The organism is Variovorax sp. GW823-FHT04B03 (assembly GCF_058796495.1).
Window position 1 is genome coordinate 101,048 of the sequence record NZ_JBXAIT010000008.1, and the last position, 16,168, is coordinate 117,215.

Annotated in this window: 14 protein-coding genes; 9 read left to right on the forward strand and 5 right to left on the reverse strand. The window is 69.3% G+C overall.

What is annotated here, in order from left to right:
• Position 1: 1 nt before the first annotated feature.
• Entirely contained in the window at positions 2 to 1,390 is a 1,389-nt protein-coding gene (locus tag AC1RAD_RS29480) for an aminotransferase-like domain-containing protein (RefSeq protein WP_492738670.1), read from the reverse strand.
• Between the two features lie 143 nt (positions 1,391 to 1,533).
• Here AC1RAD_RS29480 and AC1RAD_RS29485 point away from each other — a divergent pair, with 143 nt between their 5' ends.
• The 3 genes from AC1RAD_RS29485 (at position 1,534) to AC1RAD_RS29495 (ending at position 4,754) form a co-directional block, all read left to right on the forward strand.
• Positions 1,534 to 2,820: a hydroxymethylglutaryl-CoA reductase, degradative gene (locus tag AC1RAD_RS29485; RefSeq protein ID WP_492738672.1), complete on the forward strand. Its 1,287-nt coding sequence runs from the start codon at positions 1,534 to 1,536 to the stop codon at positions 2,818 to 2,820.
• 93 nt (positions 2,821 to 2,913) lie between these two features.
• Entirely contained in the window at positions 2,914 to 3,369 is a 456-nt protein-coding gene (locus tag AC1RAD_RS29490) for a hypothetical protein (protein WP_095743059.1), read from the forward strand.
• 41 nt (positions 3,370 to 3,410) lie between these two features.
• Positions 3,411 to 4,754 carry a tripartite tricarboxylate transporter permease gene (locus tag AC1RAD_RS29495; protein WP_492738828.1) on the forward strand — a complete coding sequence of 448 codons (1,344 nt, stop codon included), beginning with the start codon at positions 3,411 to 3,413 and terminating at the stop codon, positions 4,752 to 4,754.
• A 150-nt stretch (positions 4,755 to 4,904) separates the two neighbouring features.
• On the opposite strand, the gene AC1RAD_RS29500 is transcribed toward AC1RAD_RS29495, so the two are convergent.
• Positions 4,905 to 6,227, reverse strand: coding sequence for an AsmA family protein (locus AC1RAD_RS29500; RefSeq protein WP_492738674.1), 1,323 nt, complete (start codon positions 6,225 to 6,227; stop codon positions 4,905 to 4,907).
• Between the two features lie 87 nt (positions 6,228 to 6,314).
• Here AC1RAD_RS29500 and AC1RAD_RS29505 point away from each other — a divergent pair, with 87 nt between their 5' ends.
• The 5 genes from AC1RAD_RS29505 to minE all read left to right on the forward strand — a co-directional run bounded on the left by AC1RAD_RS29505 (position 6,315) and on the right by minE (position 10,250).
• Positions 6,315 to 6,737, forward strand: a complete 423-nt coding sequence (locus AC1RAD_RS29505; protein ID WP_095948453.1) for a hotdog fold thioesterase — start codon at positions 6,315 to 6,317, stop codon at positions 6,735 to 6,737.
• A 159-nt stretch (positions 6,738 to 6,896) separates the two neighbouring features.
• Complete coding sequence (locus AC1RAD_RS29510) at positions 6,897 to 8,183, forward strand: solute carrier family 23 protein (protein ID WP_070061419.1); 1,287 nt, start codon at positions 6,897 to 6,899, stop codon at positions 8,181 to 8,183.
• Positions 8,184 to 8,314: 131 nt separating this feature from the next.
• Entirely contained in the window at positions 8,315 to 9,091 is a 777-nt protein-coding gene (minC, locus tag AC1RAD_RS29515; RefSeq protein WP_139704732.1) for a septum site-determining protein MinC, read from the forward strand.
• A gap of 68 nt (positions 9,092 to 9,159) precedes the next feature.
• Complete coding sequence (minD, locus tag AC1RAD_RS29520; protein ID WP_062481817.1) at positions 9,160 to 9,975, forward strand: septum site-determining protein MinD; 816 nt, start codon at positions 9,160 to 9,162, stop codon at positions 9,973 to 9,975.
• Between the two features lie 2 nt (positions 9,976 to 9,977).
• Positions 9,978 to 10,250 carry a cell division topological specificity factor MinE gene (minE, locus tag AC1RAD_RS29525; protein ID WP_056574726.1) on the forward strand — a complete coding sequence of 91 codons (273 nt, stop codon included), beginning with the start codon at positions 9,978 to 9,980 and terminating at the stop codon, positions 10,248 to 10,250.
• 24 nt (positions 10,251 to 10,274) lie between these two features.
• Here minE and AC1RAD_RS29530 read toward each other — a convergent pair whose 3' ends face one another.
• The 3 genes from AC1RAD_RS29530 to AC1RAD_RS29540 form a co-directional block, all read right to left on the reverse strand.
• The gene (locus AC1RAD_RS29530; protein WP_492738675.1) at positions 10,275 to 13,187 is read right to left on the reverse strand and encodes an SEL1-like repeat protein; all 2,913 of its coding nucleotides are present in this window, start codon (positions 13,185 to 13,187) and stop codon (positions 10,275 to 10,277) included.
• A gap of 90 nt (positions 13,188 to 13,277) precedes the next feature.
• Positions 13,278 to 14,177 carry an alpha/beta fold hydrolase gene (locus AC1RAD_RS29535; protein ID WP_095948451.1) on the reverse strand — a complete coding sequence of 300 codons (900 nt, stop codon included), beginning with the start codon at positions 14,175 to 14,177 and terminating at the stop codon, positions 13,278 to 13,280.
• A 217-nt stretch (positions 14,178 to 14,394) separates the two neighbouring features.
• Positions 14,395 to 14,997: a TetR/AcrR family transcriptional regulator gene (locus AC1RAD_RS29540; protein WP_062473724.1), complete on the reverse strand. Its 603-nt coding sequence runs from the start codon at positions 14,995 to 14,997 to the stop codon at positions 14,395 to 14,397.
• 178 nt (positions 14,998 to 15,175) lie between these two features.
• Between AC1RAD_RS29540 and AC1RAD_RS29545 the strand changes: the two genes are divergently transcribed.
• Positions 15,176 to 16,120, forward strand: coding sequence for a CysB family HTH-type transcriptional regulator (locus AC1RAD_RS29545; RefSeq protein WP_062473726.1), 945 nt, complete (start codon positions 15,176 to 15,178; stop codon positions 16,118 to 16,120).
• Positions 16,121 to 16,168 lie beyond the last annotated feature (48 nt).

The following is a 16,168-nucleotide window of genomic DNA, read 5'->3' on the forward strand; positions in this document are numbered from 1 at the left end:
TTCAAGCGCGCCGCCGCAACGCGGTGCGCAGCGCCTTCGCAAAGCGCGGATCGGCCATGGCGCCGACGTTGAAGCGCGACCAGCGCGAGACCTGCGTCGAATCGACGCTGAAGATGCGCCCCGGCGCCATCACGATCTTGCGCGGCAGCAGTTCCTTCGCGAAGGCCAGCGAGTCGTCCACGCCGGGCAGCGCGGCCCAGATGTAGAGCGACTGCGGGCTGCGCGCGAAGACCTCGGCGTCCACGGCGTCGAACAGCTTCAGCGCGTCGCGCGTGGCCTCGCCCAGCCGCTGCTGCAGCCGCTTGAGGTGCCGCTGGTAGTGGCCCTCGCTCAGGATGACGTCGACCGTGCGCTCGCTGTACTCCGAGCTGCTCACGTGGATCAGCGCCTTCAGGTCGGCCAGGTCGCTCGCCAGGTCCGCCCCGCAGGCGATGAAGCCCACGCGCAGCGCGGCCGAGAACGACTTGGAAAAACTGCCGATGTAGATCGTGCGCTCCAACTGGTCGAGCGCCGAGAGGCGCGGCAGCGCCGTGGGCTTGAAGTCGGCCAGCGGATCGTTCTCGACGATCAGCAGGTCGTACTTCTGCGCCAGCTGCAGCACGCGAAAGGCCTTGGCCGGCGAGATGTCGGAGCCCGTGGGGTTGTGCGCGAGCGACTGCGTGAAGAACAGGCGCGGCCGTTCGGCGATGAGCAGCTGCTCCAGCACCTCGAGGTCGGGCCCGTCGGCCAGGCGCGGCACCGCCAGCATCTGCGCACCCGCGAGCTTGAGCTTGCCGAACAGCGGGTAGTAGCCCGGGTCGTCCACCAGCACCTTGCCGCCGGGCGGCACGAAATAACGGATGACGATGTCCATCGCCTCGTTGGCGCCGTGCGTGAGCACGATCTGCCGCGGCTCGGCGCCGATGCCGAAGTCCGCCAGCTTGCGCACGAGGTGGTCGCGCAATGGCGCGTAGCCGAAGCGGCTGCCATAGCGGAACAGCGCACCGAGCCCCGTGCGCACGACCTTCGGGTGGTACTTGTCCAGCCGCACGTCGGCCAGCCATTCGACGGGCGGAAAGCCGTCGCCCACGGCCACCGCATCGGGCTGGGTCTTGAGCTGCTCGCGCATGAGCCACACGATGTCCATCGCGCGGCCGAGGCTGCCCGCGTCGTCCTCGGCGGGCTTGGGCGTGGCCGCGGCCTGCGCGAGCACGTAGTAGCCCGAACCGCGCCGCGGCTCGACGAGGCCGCGCGACACCAGCAGCTCGAAGGCAGCCACCACGGTGTTCTTGGCGTAGCCGTGCAGCTGTGCGAGTTCGCGCAGCGAGGGCAGCTTGTCGCCGGCCTTGTAGGCGCCGCTCGCGATCTGGCGCGCGAGGGTGTCGGCGAGCGAATCGGCGATCGTGGTCATGGTCATGGGCTTGGACTGTGACACAGCGAGGCGTGGCGGCGCACCACTGTCCGCACTGTCCCGCCAAACTGTGCCTTCCGCGGGCGGTACAGCCGGCCTAAATTGCCTGCTCCCGAATTCACCTTCCGAAGAGACACGCACCGATGGCCGCCGATTCCCGCATTCCCAATTTCCGCGCACTCACGCCCGCCCAACGCCTGGCCCACATCGCACAGGCCGCCGCGCTCACCGACGACGAGGTGGCGCTGCTCGCGCAACCCGGCGCACTGGGCGTGGAGCGCGCCAACGGCATGGTCGAGAACGTGATCGGCACCTTCGAGCTGCCGCTGGGCGTGGCCGGCAACTTCACCGTGAACGGGCGCGACTACCTCGTGCCGATGGCGGTGGAAGAACCCTCGGTGGTCGCCGCCGCCTCGTTCATGGCCAAGCTGGCGCGCGAAGGCGGCGGCTTCGAGGCCTCGAGCACCGGCCCGCTGATGCGCGCGCAGGTGCAGGTGATCGGCATCACCGACCCGTACGGTGCGCGGCTGGCGCTGCTGCGTGCGCGCGACGAGATCCTGGCCGTGGCGAACAGCCGCGACAAGGTGCTGATCGGCCTGGGCGGCGGCTGCCGCGACATCGAGGTGCATGTGTTCGGCGACACGCCGCGCGGCGCGATGGTGGTGATGCACCTGATCGTCGACGTGCGCGACGCGATGGGCGCGAACACCGTCAACACGATGGCCGAGGCGGTGTCGCCGCTGGTCGAGAAGCTCACCGGCGGCACGGTGCGCCTGCGCATCCTGTCGAACCTGGCCGACCTGCGGCTGGCGCGTGCGCGCGTGCGGCTCGCACCGGCCGTTCTGGCCACGCGCGAGCGCAGCGGCGAAGAGGTGGTCGAGGGCGTGATCGATGCCTACACCTTCGCGGCCATCGACCCGTACCGCGCGGCGACGCACAACAAGGGGATCATGAACGGCATCGACCCGGTGATCGTCGCGACCGGCAACGACTGGCGCGCGGTGGAAGCCGGCGCGCATGCGTACGCCTGCCGCAGCGGGCGCTACACCTCGCTCACCACGTGGGAGAAGGACGCGGGCGGCGCGCTGGTCGGCACCATCGAGATGCCGATGCCGGTGGGCCTCGTGGGCGGCGCGACGAAGACGCACCCGCTCGCGCGGCTCGCATTGAAGATCCTCGATGTGAAGTCGGCGCAGGAGCTCGGCGAAGTCGCCGTGGCCGTCGGCCTCGCGCAGAACCTCGGCGCGTTGCGCGCGCTCGCCACCGAAGGCATCCAGCGCGGCCACATGGCACTGCACGCCCGCAACATCGCGCTCGTCGCGGGCGCCACCGGCGACGAGATCGACGCCATCGCCAGACAGATGGCGGCCGAGCACGACGTGCGCACCGACCGCGCCGTGGCGCTGCTCGACGCGCTGCGCAAGAAGTAAGCAACGCGGGAGCCTCCCGCACCACGGTCCGCGGCCGACACCGCGGCGGTCGCGCACGCGGCCGTCACACAACCACAGACGGAGACAACTCGAATGAACGCAGACAGTGCAACGCCCGCCCGCTGGCGGCTGGTGGAGATATGGGGCGACACGGCCGACCTGGGCCACCTCGCGTGGTCGATCGCGATCGGCGTCGCGGTGAGCCTCACGGGCTACCTCGTGGCGAGCCGCGTGCTCGCGAGCGTGGTGAGCACGCCCGAATTGGCGCGTGCCTACGCGATGCTCGCGGGCCTGGGCGGCTGCGTGGTCTCGGGCGTGATCTGCGCGAAGCTCTTCACGCCCAAGCGCGAAGTGGTCGAAGGCACCGCCGCCGATCCGCGCTGGCGCGAGGAGGTGCTGGCCGAGCTGGCCGCCGAGCACGGCGACCTGGGCTCGGTGGACGACCTGCCGCCGGTGGTGGTGCGCGAGATGAAGGAGCTCGAAATCTACGAGCTGTTCGCGTCGTACAAGCCCCAGGCCGCCAAGGCCGCCGAAGGAGCCGCCTCGTGATCGACGCCGCCCTGTTCAACCAGATCCTCGTCGCCACCGGCATGGGCCTCGTGGGCGCCATCGTGTTCGCGGCCATCGGCCTCGTCTCGGGCACCGACGAAACCACCACGCTCGCACCGCTCACCCTGCTGGTGGTGCTGCTGGGCGTGCCGCCCGAAGGCGTGTTCACCTTCTTCCTGGCGGCGGCCGTGGCCAAGCACATGACGCACGCGGTGCCCACCGCGCTGCTGGGCATTCCGGGCGACACCATGGCCACGCCGCTGCTGCAGGACGCCAACGTGTTGCGCAACCTGGGCGTGCCGCACATCGCGCTGCGCAAGATGGTGTCGGGCGCGATCATCGCGGCCTTCCTGGCGGTGCCGCTGGCCGTGCTGTTCGCGGTGCTGCTGGCGCCGTACGGCGCGGCCATCACCAAGGCGGCGCCGTGGATCTTCGTGGTGGCGGCCGTGGCCATTGCCTACTTCTCGAGCGGGCGCTGGGCCTCGGTGGCCACGCTGGTGCCCTTCGTGATGGTGATCGTGGCGCTGCAGGCGCTCACGGGCAAGTACGGCGTGAAGCTGAGCATCAGCTACTTCCTGGGCATCGCCATCGGGCCGCTGGTGGCCGACCTGTTCTCGGTGATCTCGCCGGCGGCGCGTGCGCGCATGAAGCGCGACAAGGTCCGCACCTTCTCGCTCGCGCCCGACGTGAAGGGCTGGTCGGGCTACTTCCCGAACCCGTTCAAGGTGCTCGACCGCAGCCAGGTGAAGTGGACCTTCGCGACCGCCGCGATCTCCAGCGCCACCTTCGTGTTCAGCCCGGTCGCGATGACGGTGGTGCTGGGCGAGCTGGTCGGCTCGCGCATCAAGCATGCGTACCACCGCCTCACGACCACGCTGGCCGCGCGCAACGGCGTGACCGAGGCCACGTACATCGCCGAGGCGCTGATCCCGCTGATCGCCATCGGCCTGCCGCTGAGCCCGGTGGCGGCCGGCCCCGCTGCGCCGCTGTTCAATGCGCCGCCGGTGTTCACCATCGATTCGGCCACGGGCCAGACGCACAACCTGCACAACCTGCTGAACCACTGGGAGTTCCTGGGCTACGGCATGCTGGCCGTGGTGCTCGCGGCGCTGGTGGCCTACCCCTTCACGATGAACTTCGCGCGCCGCGCGGCACTGTTCGTCTCGCGCAAGGTGAGCCACGAGGCGATCATCGCGACCTTCGTCGGCTTGATCGTGGTGATCAGCGTGTGGGAAGGCCAGCTGCTCGGCCTCCTGGTGATCCTGACGATGGGCCTGCTCGGCGGCCTGCTGTCGCGCGCCATCGGCTTCAACACGGGCGTGCAATTCATGGGCTACTACACGGCGGTGCTGACGGTGCCGGCAGTGATCAAGGCGTTCTCCTGATCGGTTGCACACCAGCAGCGCGTCCAAGTGCCCAGGACACTGGGTGCTTCCCGCAGCAAAATCAAGGAGGAGGGGCGAAGCCCCGGGGGACATTCGCGGAGGGAAGTACCCGGTGGCCTGGGCACACGCCCTGAACACGCCGGCAGCCAGTCAGCGCTTCGATGCAGGCTTCTTCTTCGCCGGCTCATCCCCACCAAACAGCTTCTCCACCTGCTGCCCCACACGCGCCCCGATCGCCGTGCCCACCCCCGGCAGCACCGCGCTGCCAACGGCCGCCCCCGCCAGCGCACCGCCGGTCATCGACACCTCGGGCTCGGCCACGCTGCCGCCGATCTTCAGCGGCACGCCGACCACGCCATCGACCAGGTCCACCGCCATCTCGCCCGACATCTGGCGGTTGAAGAGGCGCAGGTTGCCGCTCGCGGTGAGCACGCCCGAGCGCGCCTTGAGGTTCGTGTAGCGCATCACGATGCCGTCTTCGGTGCCCTGGGTGTCGAGCGTGCCGGTGAGCTCGTTCAGCGCCGTGGTGCCGCCGCGGCTGATGCCGGCGGTGGTCACGGCCTTGGCCAGGTCGAGCCGGGTCAGCGTGGCGGGCTGCACCGAGAAGGTGGTGCGCGTGTGCAGGCCGCGGATCAGCGCGCCCACCTCGCGGGCCTCGGCCACCAGCGAGGTGTGGCCCGAGACCTTGCCCGCCACCGCCGAGCGGCGCCCGAAGGCCTGCACCAGCGCCTCGATGTCGACCTGCCGCGGGTCGAGTTCGGCCGACACGCGCAAGCCCCGCCCTTCAGGCAGCACCTCGAGCCGCGATTCTCCGTTCCACGTGCCGCCCCCGGCGTCGATGCGGGTGCGCCAGCGGTCTTCCGTGCCCTCACGGTCCAGCCGCAGGCGCACGGGCGATGCCGCGCCGGCGCGCTCCAGACCCAGGTTGCGAGGGCGCCAGTTGTCGTCGAACGTCACCTCGCCGTCGTAGGCCAGCGCGATGTCGCGGCGGTCGATCCAGACCACGTCGCGCCAGCGCACGCGCTCCACCGGCACGGGCGCCAGGGTCCAGGGCGCGGGCAGCGGCACGATGCGCTCGCTTTCCTGCGGCTCGGGGCCTTTGTCCCGGAAGGCGCGCACCGAGGCGCGCGGCAGCACCAGGCTCTCGAGCGCGATCTCGTCGATGGCCACCTCGCGGCGCAGCAGCAGCGGCCACAGGTGGAGGCGCACGCTCACGCGGCGCAGGGTGATGGGCTGGGGCTGGTCGGTCGCCAGCTCGGACAGCGCCAGCACGGGCACCGGCCACAGCGACCAGTGGGCGCCGCCCACGGTCAGCTCGACGCCGTAGCGCTGCGAGAAGCCGGCGGCGATGCGGGCCGCCACCTCCTCGTCGTCGGGCAGGCGCGCGGCCACCACGAGCGCCAGCGCGCCGATGCCCAGCAGCAGCACCGCCACCGAGCCCAGGAGCCACCGCCGCACCGAAGGGAAGGTCATCGGGCCAAGGTAGCACGCAAAGGCGACTGCGGTTGTCAGCCGTCGTCGCTATAGTGCCCTCGCACCCCCTGTATCGGAGACCCCTGCATGCGTATCTGGAAGAAAGAGATCTCGGTCGAATCGCTGACCGCCAACCACGTGGGCACGGCCGTGGCCGCCCTGGGCATCGAATTCCTGGAGGTGGGCGACGACTTCATCCGCGCCCGCGTGCCGGTGGACGAGCGCACCCGCCAGCCCTACGGCATCCTGCACGGCGGCGTGTCGGTGGTGCTGGCCGAGACGCTGGGCTCCTGCGGCGCGCACTACTCGGCCCCCGAGGGCGACCGCGCCGTGGGCCTGGACATCAACGCCAACCACATCCGCTCGGCCACCAGCGGCTGGGTCATCGGCACGGCGCGGCCGGTGCACCGCGGGCGCACCACGCAGGTCTGGCAGATCGACCTGACCAACGAGGCGGGCGAGCTGACCTGCGTCTCGCGCATCACCATGGCGGTGCTGCAGCCGCGCTGAGCGCGGGCGCGCCCCCCGGGGCGCTTCTTCTTTTTTCTTCTCCCGCTGGTACGCCTCTTGCGGGTGGCACCCGTGTTCAGCAGGGGGTGGATCGACCACAATCTCGCCCCAGGGAGCGCGTCGACCCCCCACACACACCAACCGAGGAGAAGAAAACACATGTTCAACTGGACTGAAAAGCCGGTGTCCACACTGGCCAATGGCGCCGTCATCGCGCCCGACGAGCGGCTGCCCTGGCTGCAGACCGGCGCGATGGGCATCCAGCACGTGATCGCCATGTTCGGCGCCACGGTGCTGGCGCCGATCCTGATGGGCTTCAACCCCAACATCGCGATCCTGATGAGCGGCATCGGCACGCTCATCTTCTACCTCGTGACGGGCGGCAAGGTGCCCAGCTACCTGGGCTCGAGCTTCGCCTTCATCGGCGTGGTGATCGCGGCCAGCGGCTACGCCGGCAAGGGGGCCAACGCCAACATCGCGGTGGCGCTGGGCGGCATCGTGGCCTGCGGGGTGGTCTACATCCTGATCGGGGCCATCGTGCAGGCCGTGGGCACGGGCTGGATCGAGCGCTTCATGCCGCCCGTGGTCACGGGCGCGGTGGTGGCGGTGATCGGGCTGAACCTGGCGGGCATTCCCATCAAGAACATGGCCGCCAGCAACTTCGATTCGTGGATGCAGGCCGTGACCTTCCTGTGCGTGGGCCTGGTGGCGGTGTTCACGCGCGGCATGGTGCAGCGCCTGCTGATCCTCATCGGCCTGATCCTGGCCACGCTGGTGTACGCCGCGCTCACCAACGGCATGGGCCTGGGCAAGCCGGTCGACCTCAGCGGCATCGCCAACGCGGCCTGGTTCGGCCTGCCGACCTTCACGGCGCCGGTGTTCACGGCCAACGCGATGCTGCTGATTGCGCCCGTGGCGATCATCCTGGTGGCGGAAAACCTCGGCCACCTGAAGGCCGTGACGGCCATGACCGGGCGCAACCTCGACCCGTACATGGGCCGCGCCTTCATCGGCGACGGCATCGCCACGGTGGTGAGCGGTGCCGCCGGCGGCACGGGCGTGACCACCTACGCCGAGAACATCGGCGTGATGGCGGCCACGCGCATCTACTCGACGGCGGTGTTCGTGGTGGCGGCTTTCATTGCGCTCATCCTGGGCTTCAGCCCCAAGTTCGGCGCGCTGATCCAGGCCATTCCACTGCCGGTGATGGGCGGCGTGAGCATCGTGGTGTTCGGCCTGATCGCCATTGCCGGCGCCAAGATCTGGGTCGACAACAAGGTCGATTTCTCGCAGAACAAGAACCTGATCGTGGCCGCCATCACGCTGATCATCGGCACCGGCGACTTCACGCTGAAGTTCGGCGACTTCGCCCTCGGCGGCATCGGAACCGCCACTTTCGGCGCCATCATCCTCTACGCCCTGCTGGGCCGTTCGCGCAACGCCTGAGCGCAGACAAAGTGAAACCTCGTGCAATAACTGTTGTGCGGGGTCAGTGAACGCGGCGCCGGTCACCGGGCTTTGGCCGGCGCCCGTTAGACTCCAACGCTTTTCGCACCGACGTTCACACACGTTTTCCAATGGCCGATGTTTCCGCCGCTCGTACCAAGGCGGTTTTCGAATTCAAGAGCGCCACACTGCCGCTGATCGCAGTGATCCTCAAGACAGCCGACCTCGACGTGCTGGCCGAGGCGCTCGACGCCCAGTTGGCGGACTCGCCCGACTTCTTCGAGCAGGAGCCGGTGGTGATCGACCTCTCGCTGCTGCAGGAACAGGCGGCCGAGGGCGGCACCGACGCCCCCGAAATCGACTTTGCCGCCCTGCGCAGCCTGCTGGCGCGCCACCAGACCCAGCCGATCGCCGTGCGCGGCGGCAGCCCCGAGCAGCATGCCGCGGCACGTGAAGCCGGCCTGTCGGTGGCCGCCATGCCCGCGGCCCCCGCGCCCCGCCCGCCGGCCCCGCCCGCCGAGGCGCCCGCACCGTCGGAAGCCCCGCAGATCGTGCGCGAGCTGCCGGTGCCGGCCAACGGCACGCTGCTGATCGACAAGCCGCTGCGCTCGGGCCAGCAGATCTACGCGCGCGGCGGCGACGTGGTGGTGACGGCCATCGTGAGCTTCGGCGCCGAAGTCATCGCCGACGGCAACGTGCATGTGTACGCGCCGCTGCGCGGCAAGGCCATTGCCGGCGCGCGCGGGAACACCGAGGCGCGGATCTTCTCGACCTGCATGGAAGCGCAGCTGGTGGCCATTGCGGGCATCTACCGCACGAACGAAGTGCCGCTGCCCGAGCCCGTGCTGGGCAAGCCCGCCCAGGTGCGCCTGGACGGCAAAAAAATAGCGATCGACGCGATTCCCTGATGAAAAACCAGGAACGCGGCAGCGCTGAGCATCAATCGACAACTGAATCGAAACAAGAAGGAATGGCGATGGCCAAAATTGTGGTGGTGACCTCGGGCAAGGGCGGCGTCGGCAAGACGACCACGAGCGCCAGCTTCGCGTCGGGCCTTGCGCTCGCCGGCAAGAAGACGGCCGTGATCGACTTCGACGTGGGCCTGCGCAATCTCGACCTGATCATGGGCTGCGAACGCCGTGTGGTGTATGACCTCATCAACGTGATCCAGGGCGAGGCCAACCTGAGCCAGGCGCTCATCAAGGACAAGCAGTGCGACAACCTGTTCGTGCTGGCCGCCTCGCAGACGCGCGACAAGGAAGCCCTGTCGCAGGACGGCGTGGAGAAGGTGCTGACCGACCTGGCCGCCATGGACTTCGACTACATCGTCTGCGACTCCCCCGCGGGCATCGAGACCGGCGCCATGATGGCGATGCACTTCGCCGACGAGGCGCTGATCGTCACCAACCCCGAAGTCTCCTCGGTGCGCGACTCGGACCGCATCCTGGGCATGCTCAGCAGCAAGACCAAGCGCGCCAAGGACGGCGGCGAGCCGATCAAGGAGCACCTGCTGATCACCCGCTACAACCCGAACCGCGTGGCCGGCGGCCAGATGCTTTCGCTGGAAGACATCCAGGACATCCTGCGCATCAAGCTGATCGGCGTGATCCCCGAGTCGGAAAGCGTGCTGCACGCCTCCAACCAGGGCGTGCCCGCCATCCACGACAAGGACACCGACGTGGCCCAGGCGTACAGCGACGTGGTCGCGCGCTTCCTTGGCGAAGACAAGCCGATGCGCTTCGTCGAAGCCGAGAAGCCGGGCTTCTTCAAACGGATTTTCGGGAGCAAGTAGGCATGTCGTTTCTTTCGTTCCTGCTTGGTGAGAAGAAGAAGACTGCGAGCGTCGCCAAGGAGCGCCTGCAGATCATCCTCGCTCACGAGCGCTCCAGCCTCAGCGGCAAGAAGCGCCCCGATTACCTGCCCGAGCTCCAGCGCGAGCTGGTGGCGGTGATTTCCAAGTACGTGTCGATCAACGCCGACGACATCAAGGTGCACCTGGAAACCCAGGACAACCTCGAAGTGCTGGACATCAAGATCGAACTGCCCGATCCGGTTCCGGCGCGCTGAGCGCCAGAACCCCGATCAACCGGGTCACTCCGGTTGATCCGGGGCCGCAGCGGGCAGCACCTCCAGCCGCTGCGTCCACGCGCGGGCCTTGTCCTCGTCGAAGAGCGGACTTTCGCGGTCGCCGTAGAACTGCTCCGCCAAAGATTCCACGCAGGCGCGCTGGCTCTCCAGGTTCTCTTCGCAGTCATCGAGCGCGGCACCGGTGAGCAGCCAGCGCTCGGCGGCTGCCCCGTCTTCCGGCGCGCCCTGGCCCTGCATGCGCATCCAGCCCAGCTCGTAGCAGGCCCAGCCCTGCTGGCGCTGGGTGCCGTCTTCCGCCACCTTCTGCAGCGCGTAGAGGGCTTCGGCGTACAAGGCCTTCACTTCCGTTTCTCCCTGGCCCTGTTCGGCCAACGCCCCTGCGCGCAGGCACAGCGTGCGGCCGAGCTGCATCGTGGCGCTGACGTCGCCGGCTTCGTGGCCACGGCGGAAGTAGCCGATCGCGCGGGCCAGGTCGGGCTCTCCCGGTTCGCCGAGCTTGTACGCCAAGCCGAGGTTGTAGAGCGCCATCGTGTTGTTCTGCTCGGCGGCCCGTTCGTAGTGCCGCATGCCGCCTTCCAGGTCGCGCTCGCCCCCCTCGCCTTCCGTCAGCATGTAGCCGAGATGGGCGTGCGTGGCGGCGTCGTCCTCGCCGCCATGGGCGATGGCGTGCAGCAGCCACGCGCGCGCCAGGGCGGGTTCGGCGCCGAGGCCCGCCGTGTCCCAGCGCAGCATCTTCGAGAGCTCGCACATGGCCACGGGCAGGCCCTCGGGTGACGCCGTTGCAGGGGCATCGCCGGGCGCGCGCACGCCGGCGGCGTGCGCCATCCAGCGCAGGGCTTCGCGCGGGTCGGCCTCGATGCCCTCGCCGTCGCGCAGGTGGCAGGCCAGCTCGTAGGCGGCCCGCAGGTCGCCGGCGGCATGGCGCGCGGCCATGTGTTCGGTGTGCGCCTGCTCGCGGCCGTCGGCATGCAGCCAGACGTACAGGCCGGTGTCGTTGCGCGCGGCCTGCACCGGCTCGCCCGCGCTCCAGCGCTTGCACAGCTGCGAGCGGACCGCGACGGCCATCCAGCCGTCGGCGACCGACAAGGCGGCGGTGATCCACGGGTAGGCCTGCGGGTGCAGCACGGCGCCATCGGCGCGCAGCACGCCCACGGCGAGTTGCCCCTTCTCGACCTTCGCGGCGCGCGGCACCGGATCGGCGACCAGCCAACCGATGTCCTGCGTGCCCCAGGCCAGCGGCTGGATCGTGCGGTGCCGGCACGGCACCAGCTCGCGGCCGGCGGCCACGTCGTAGATGCCGCGCAGCCACGGCGCGTTCTTCGCCGCGCGCCCGCCCTTGGACGCCACGCGCACCAGGTCGCGCCGGACCATGGCGTGCGCGCGCTCCTCGCCGGTCAGCGGTTCCAGGGTTTCGAAGCGGCCGTAGTCGAAGGGCACGAGCACGCGGCCCTGCCCGTCGACGAGGCCGCACAGGCCATCGGCGCGTTCCACGGCGAAGCGCTTCGGCCGGGCCGGGGTGCCGCGCTCGTTCGACGGATCGGTGTCCTCGGTCGTCAGGATCTCGATGGGGTATTCCTCGAGCAGGTCGACCTGTTCGTAGACCGGCTCGATCATGACGCGGCCTTGCGCATCGAGCAGCCCGGCCTTGCCGTCGCGCTTGGCGTCGAAGCCCTCCCAGTCATGGCGCCACTGAAGGCTTTCGAAATCCGGCGGCACGGCCCATTCGCCGTCCGCGCGCACCAACCCCCAGCCGCCCTCGTCGCCGCGCGCCGGGGCGAGGCCGAAAGGCGTGAAGTCTTCGGCTTCTTCGAACCGGGGCGAAATCGTCCATTGGCCCTGCAGGTCGACATACCCGATGCGCTCGCCCACGCGGGCGCGCACCCGGCCTTCGACAAAGCTCCAGACCTCGTCGACCGAGGGCGCCAGCAGCCAGCTGCCGTCGGTGCGCAGCAGGCCGACGTGGTCGCCGACCAGGGCCGTCGCAACGTCGCCCTCGAAGGCCCAGACCTCGTCGAGCTGCGGCTCAAGCAGCACGCGCGGCGCCTCGGCGTCGGCGAGCAGCAGGCCGGAGCGCTCGCCTTGCGAGATCCAGAGCAGGCGCCGGTCGCTTCCGCCGGCGTAGCGGATGTCGTCCCACGCGGGCTCGACCACGGTGGTGCGCTGGCTGCGCCCGTCGTCGTCGTACACCACGCGCATCACGCCCCAGCGGCCGTCGACCTCGAAGCGCCAGAGGTCCTCGCCCAGGTGGTTGTCGTAGTCGGGGCGTTCGCCGTCGTCTTCGTCTTCTTCCGGCTCGAAGTCGGCAAAGCGCTCGTCGCGCGGCGCCTCGTAGCCGTCGAAGTACGGATGCGACAGGCTGCCGAAGCCGAACTCCCACGCCCAGGCCTCCCAGTCGGCGAAACGTTGGACGCCGAGCACCGCGTCCACGCCCGGGTGGTTGCCGCTGTCGATGCAGCGCTGCACCTCGGCCCACAGTTCATTGCACTCGCGGCGGTTGCGTTCGATGAAGCCTTCGCCGTCGGCATCGCCGCCCAGCCAGGACAGCTCGTCGAGGTTGGCGGAAAAACGCGGCGCGCTGCCCTCCGGCGTGTTGTCGATCAGTTCGGCCAGGTGCAGCGCCAGCGCCTCGAACTGCAGTGCGATCTGCGGCAGCGTGTGCAGCATCGGGTGCCGCGCGACAAAGGCGTGCAGCTGCCGGATGCGCGCGAGCGCTGCGTGCGCGTCGCTGACCAGATTGTCGGTGCCCGCATCTCCGAAGACGCGCTGGTGGTCGATGGCGTCGCCGGCCGCGCCATCGGCCAGCAGGAGCTGCCAGAGCACGGGGAAGTTGTTGTTGGCTTCGGCGATTTCGTCGGCCGATGCTTCTTCGGTGTCGGGAAGACTGTGTTCGAGATAGAGCCAGGAACGATTGCCCATGTGTGGTCGGTGCGTGTGTCGTCCATGGCGAAGGCCATGGGTGGCACCCAGTTTAGGGGCGCCGTTTCACGCGCACGTGACCACCGGCCGCTACGCCAGGAACTGCGTGACCTGCGCGAGCACGGCCTGCTCCTTGAGGATGCGGCGATGGCCCCAGCCCTGCGTGGGAAAGAGCCGCGCGCCGGCGATCGCGTCGCGAAAGGCCTCGGCGTCGGCGAAGCGGTTCACGCGGTCGTCGCGGTCATGCACGATCAGCGTCGGCTGCGCGATGCGCGGGCCCACGGCGGCGGGCTCGAGCTGCTGCATCAGGATGCCTTCGCGTGCCTCGATCAGGCGCTGCATGCCGGCGCGCGTGCGCTCGCTGAGGCCGAACACCTGCGCGAAGTAGCGCGTGTACTCGCGCGGCGAAGCCGGCGGCGCCAGCAGCACGAGCCGCTGCGCCGGCAGCCCGCGCCCCGCCGCATAGGCCAGCGCATTGGCCCCCAGCGAATGCGCGACCGCCGCGCGCAGCACGTGCCCGTCGGCGCCGAGCCGCGCCGCCACGTAGTCGATGGCGCGCGCGAACTGCGGCAGGTTGCTGGCCGTGCCTGCGCTGCGGCCGTGGGCCGGCATCTCCAGCAGCACGGGCCTCAACCCTTGCGCGGCGACGGCCTGCGCCAGCGGCAGCATCTGGCCCGCGTGGCCACCCCAGCCGTGCACCAGCAGCACGACCGGCGCCGACTCGGCGCCCGAGTCCTGCGCGGCCAGGTGGTAGATGCCGAGGTTCGCGTCTTCGAACGACCAGGCCTCGCGGCGCCAGTCGGCACCGGGCTGCTGGCCGCGGTACAGCCATTTGGGCGGCAGCGGCGTGCCGAACACGCGGTAGGCCGCGCGCACGCCGAGCGCGGGCCACAGGCGTTGCGAGGCGCCGAGGCCGAAGCGCATCGCGCGCATCAGCGGGCTGGCGCTGTAGTAGCCCACGGGGGCGGTGGTGTGGGTGGTGGTGGTCATGAGGAAGGCTTTCGTTCAGGGGCTCAGTACCAGACCCAGTCCTGGTTGCTGCGCGGCAGGCTGCGCAGCGTGTCCTGCACGCCGCGCACACCGAGGAGCACCGCATAAGCGGCGAGAAAGAGGGCGATGATCAGCATGGTGCTTCTCCTTTTTTATCGCACGGTGGTGCGAAATTAAGGCAAACGAAGAGGCGGTGGCCGTCGTCTGCGGGTGCGCCTCAGGCGCGGTAGCTGGAAAGAAGGCGCTGCCAAGTCTGGCCCGCGCGCTCGGCCGCATGCCCGTCGCGCAGGAAGCGCGCGTCGTGCAGCTGGTTCATCATGATCCCGTTGATCTCGCTCACGAGCTGGGCCGGGTCGGTGTCGGCCTGGAGCTCGCCGGTCTCGACCGCCTGCAGCACCGTGCGGCGCAACGCGGCACGCCAGCGCGTGATCTCGTCGAAGAGCAGGTCGCGCAGTTCGCCTTCGCGGTCGTCGAATTCGAAGGCGCCGGCCACGTAGAGGCAACCGTTCTGCGCTTCGACGTCGCGCGTGCGGGCGATCCAGCGCGCGACGATGTCGTTCAGGCGGGGCAGGCCCTTGGGCTTCTGCATGGCGGGCACGAACACCTCGGCCAGGAAGCCGCGGCCGTATTCCTCGATGACGGCCTTCTGCAGCGCCTCGCGCGACCCCACGCGCGAGAACACACCGCTCTTGGACAGCCCCAGGCGGCTTGCCACGGCCTGCAGCGAAATGGCTTCCAGCCCCTCGGCCAGCGCGAGGTGCATCGCCGCGCCGACGATGGCGGCGCGGGTGAGTTCGCTTTTCTGGGTCTTGGCGTCCATGCGGCAAACTTTAGCACAGTCGTGCGAAATATCAATCTCCCCACGCAGAAGGGCTTCATAGATGTTTTGCTCATGTGGAACCAACAAACGCATCGTTCCCTGCATAAGCCCTTCTGCCGAGAATCGCCGGTCGGCCCCGACCCGGGGTCCGGACCTCTTTTCACCTCCTGCGCGCCCGATGAACTTTCAACAACTGCGCTCGGTACGCGAGGCCGTTCGTTGCGGCTTCAACCTGACCGAGGTCGCCCACACCCTTCACACCTCGCAGCCCGGCGTGAGCCGGCAGATCCGCGAACTCGAGGAAGAACTCGGCATCGAGCTCTTCGTGCGCGCCGGCAAGCGGCTCACGGGCCTCACCGAGCCCGGCGGGCACGTGCTGCCGATCATCGAACGCATGCTGATGGAAAGCAGCAACCTCAAGCACGCGGGCCAGGAGTTCGTGGCGCAGCAAAGCGGCCTGCTCTCGGTGGCGGCCACGCACTCGCAGGCGCGCTATGCGATGCCGGTGGCGGTGCAGGAATTTCGCGCGCAGTTCCCGAACGTGAAACTGCACCTGCACCAGGGCTCGCCCAAGCAGATCGCGCAGATGCTGCTCGACGGCGAGGCCGACGTGGGCATCGCCACCGAGGCGCTGGGCGACTACCCGCAGCTGGTCGCCCTGCCCTGCTACCGCTGGACGCACTCGGTGATCGTGCCGCCCGGCCATCCGCTGCTCGACGCGCCGCTCACGCTCGAGGCGCTCACGCAGCATCCGCTGATCACCTACGACACCGGCTTCACGGGCCGCTCGCGCATCGACGAGGCCTTCGAGCAGCGCGGCCTGCAGCCCAACATCGTGCTGGCCGCGATGGACGCCGACGTCATCAAGACCTACGTGCAGCTGGGCCTGGGCGTGGGCATCGTCGCCGGCGTGGCCTACGAGGCCGAGCGCGACACGCAGCTGCGCGCGCTCGATGCGGGGCGGCTGTTCGGCATCAACCTCACCAAGCTGGCGGTGCGGCGCGGCACCTACCTGCGCAAATATGTCTACGCGTTCATCGAGTCGTTCGCGCCGACATTGACGCGCGCCATTGTCGAGAAGGCCTTGGGCGACGAGGTCAAGGTGTCTCACTACGAGATTTAGCTCAAGCGCAACGAAATCGACACTTCCGGCTCCAGGGTTGAAAAGAAT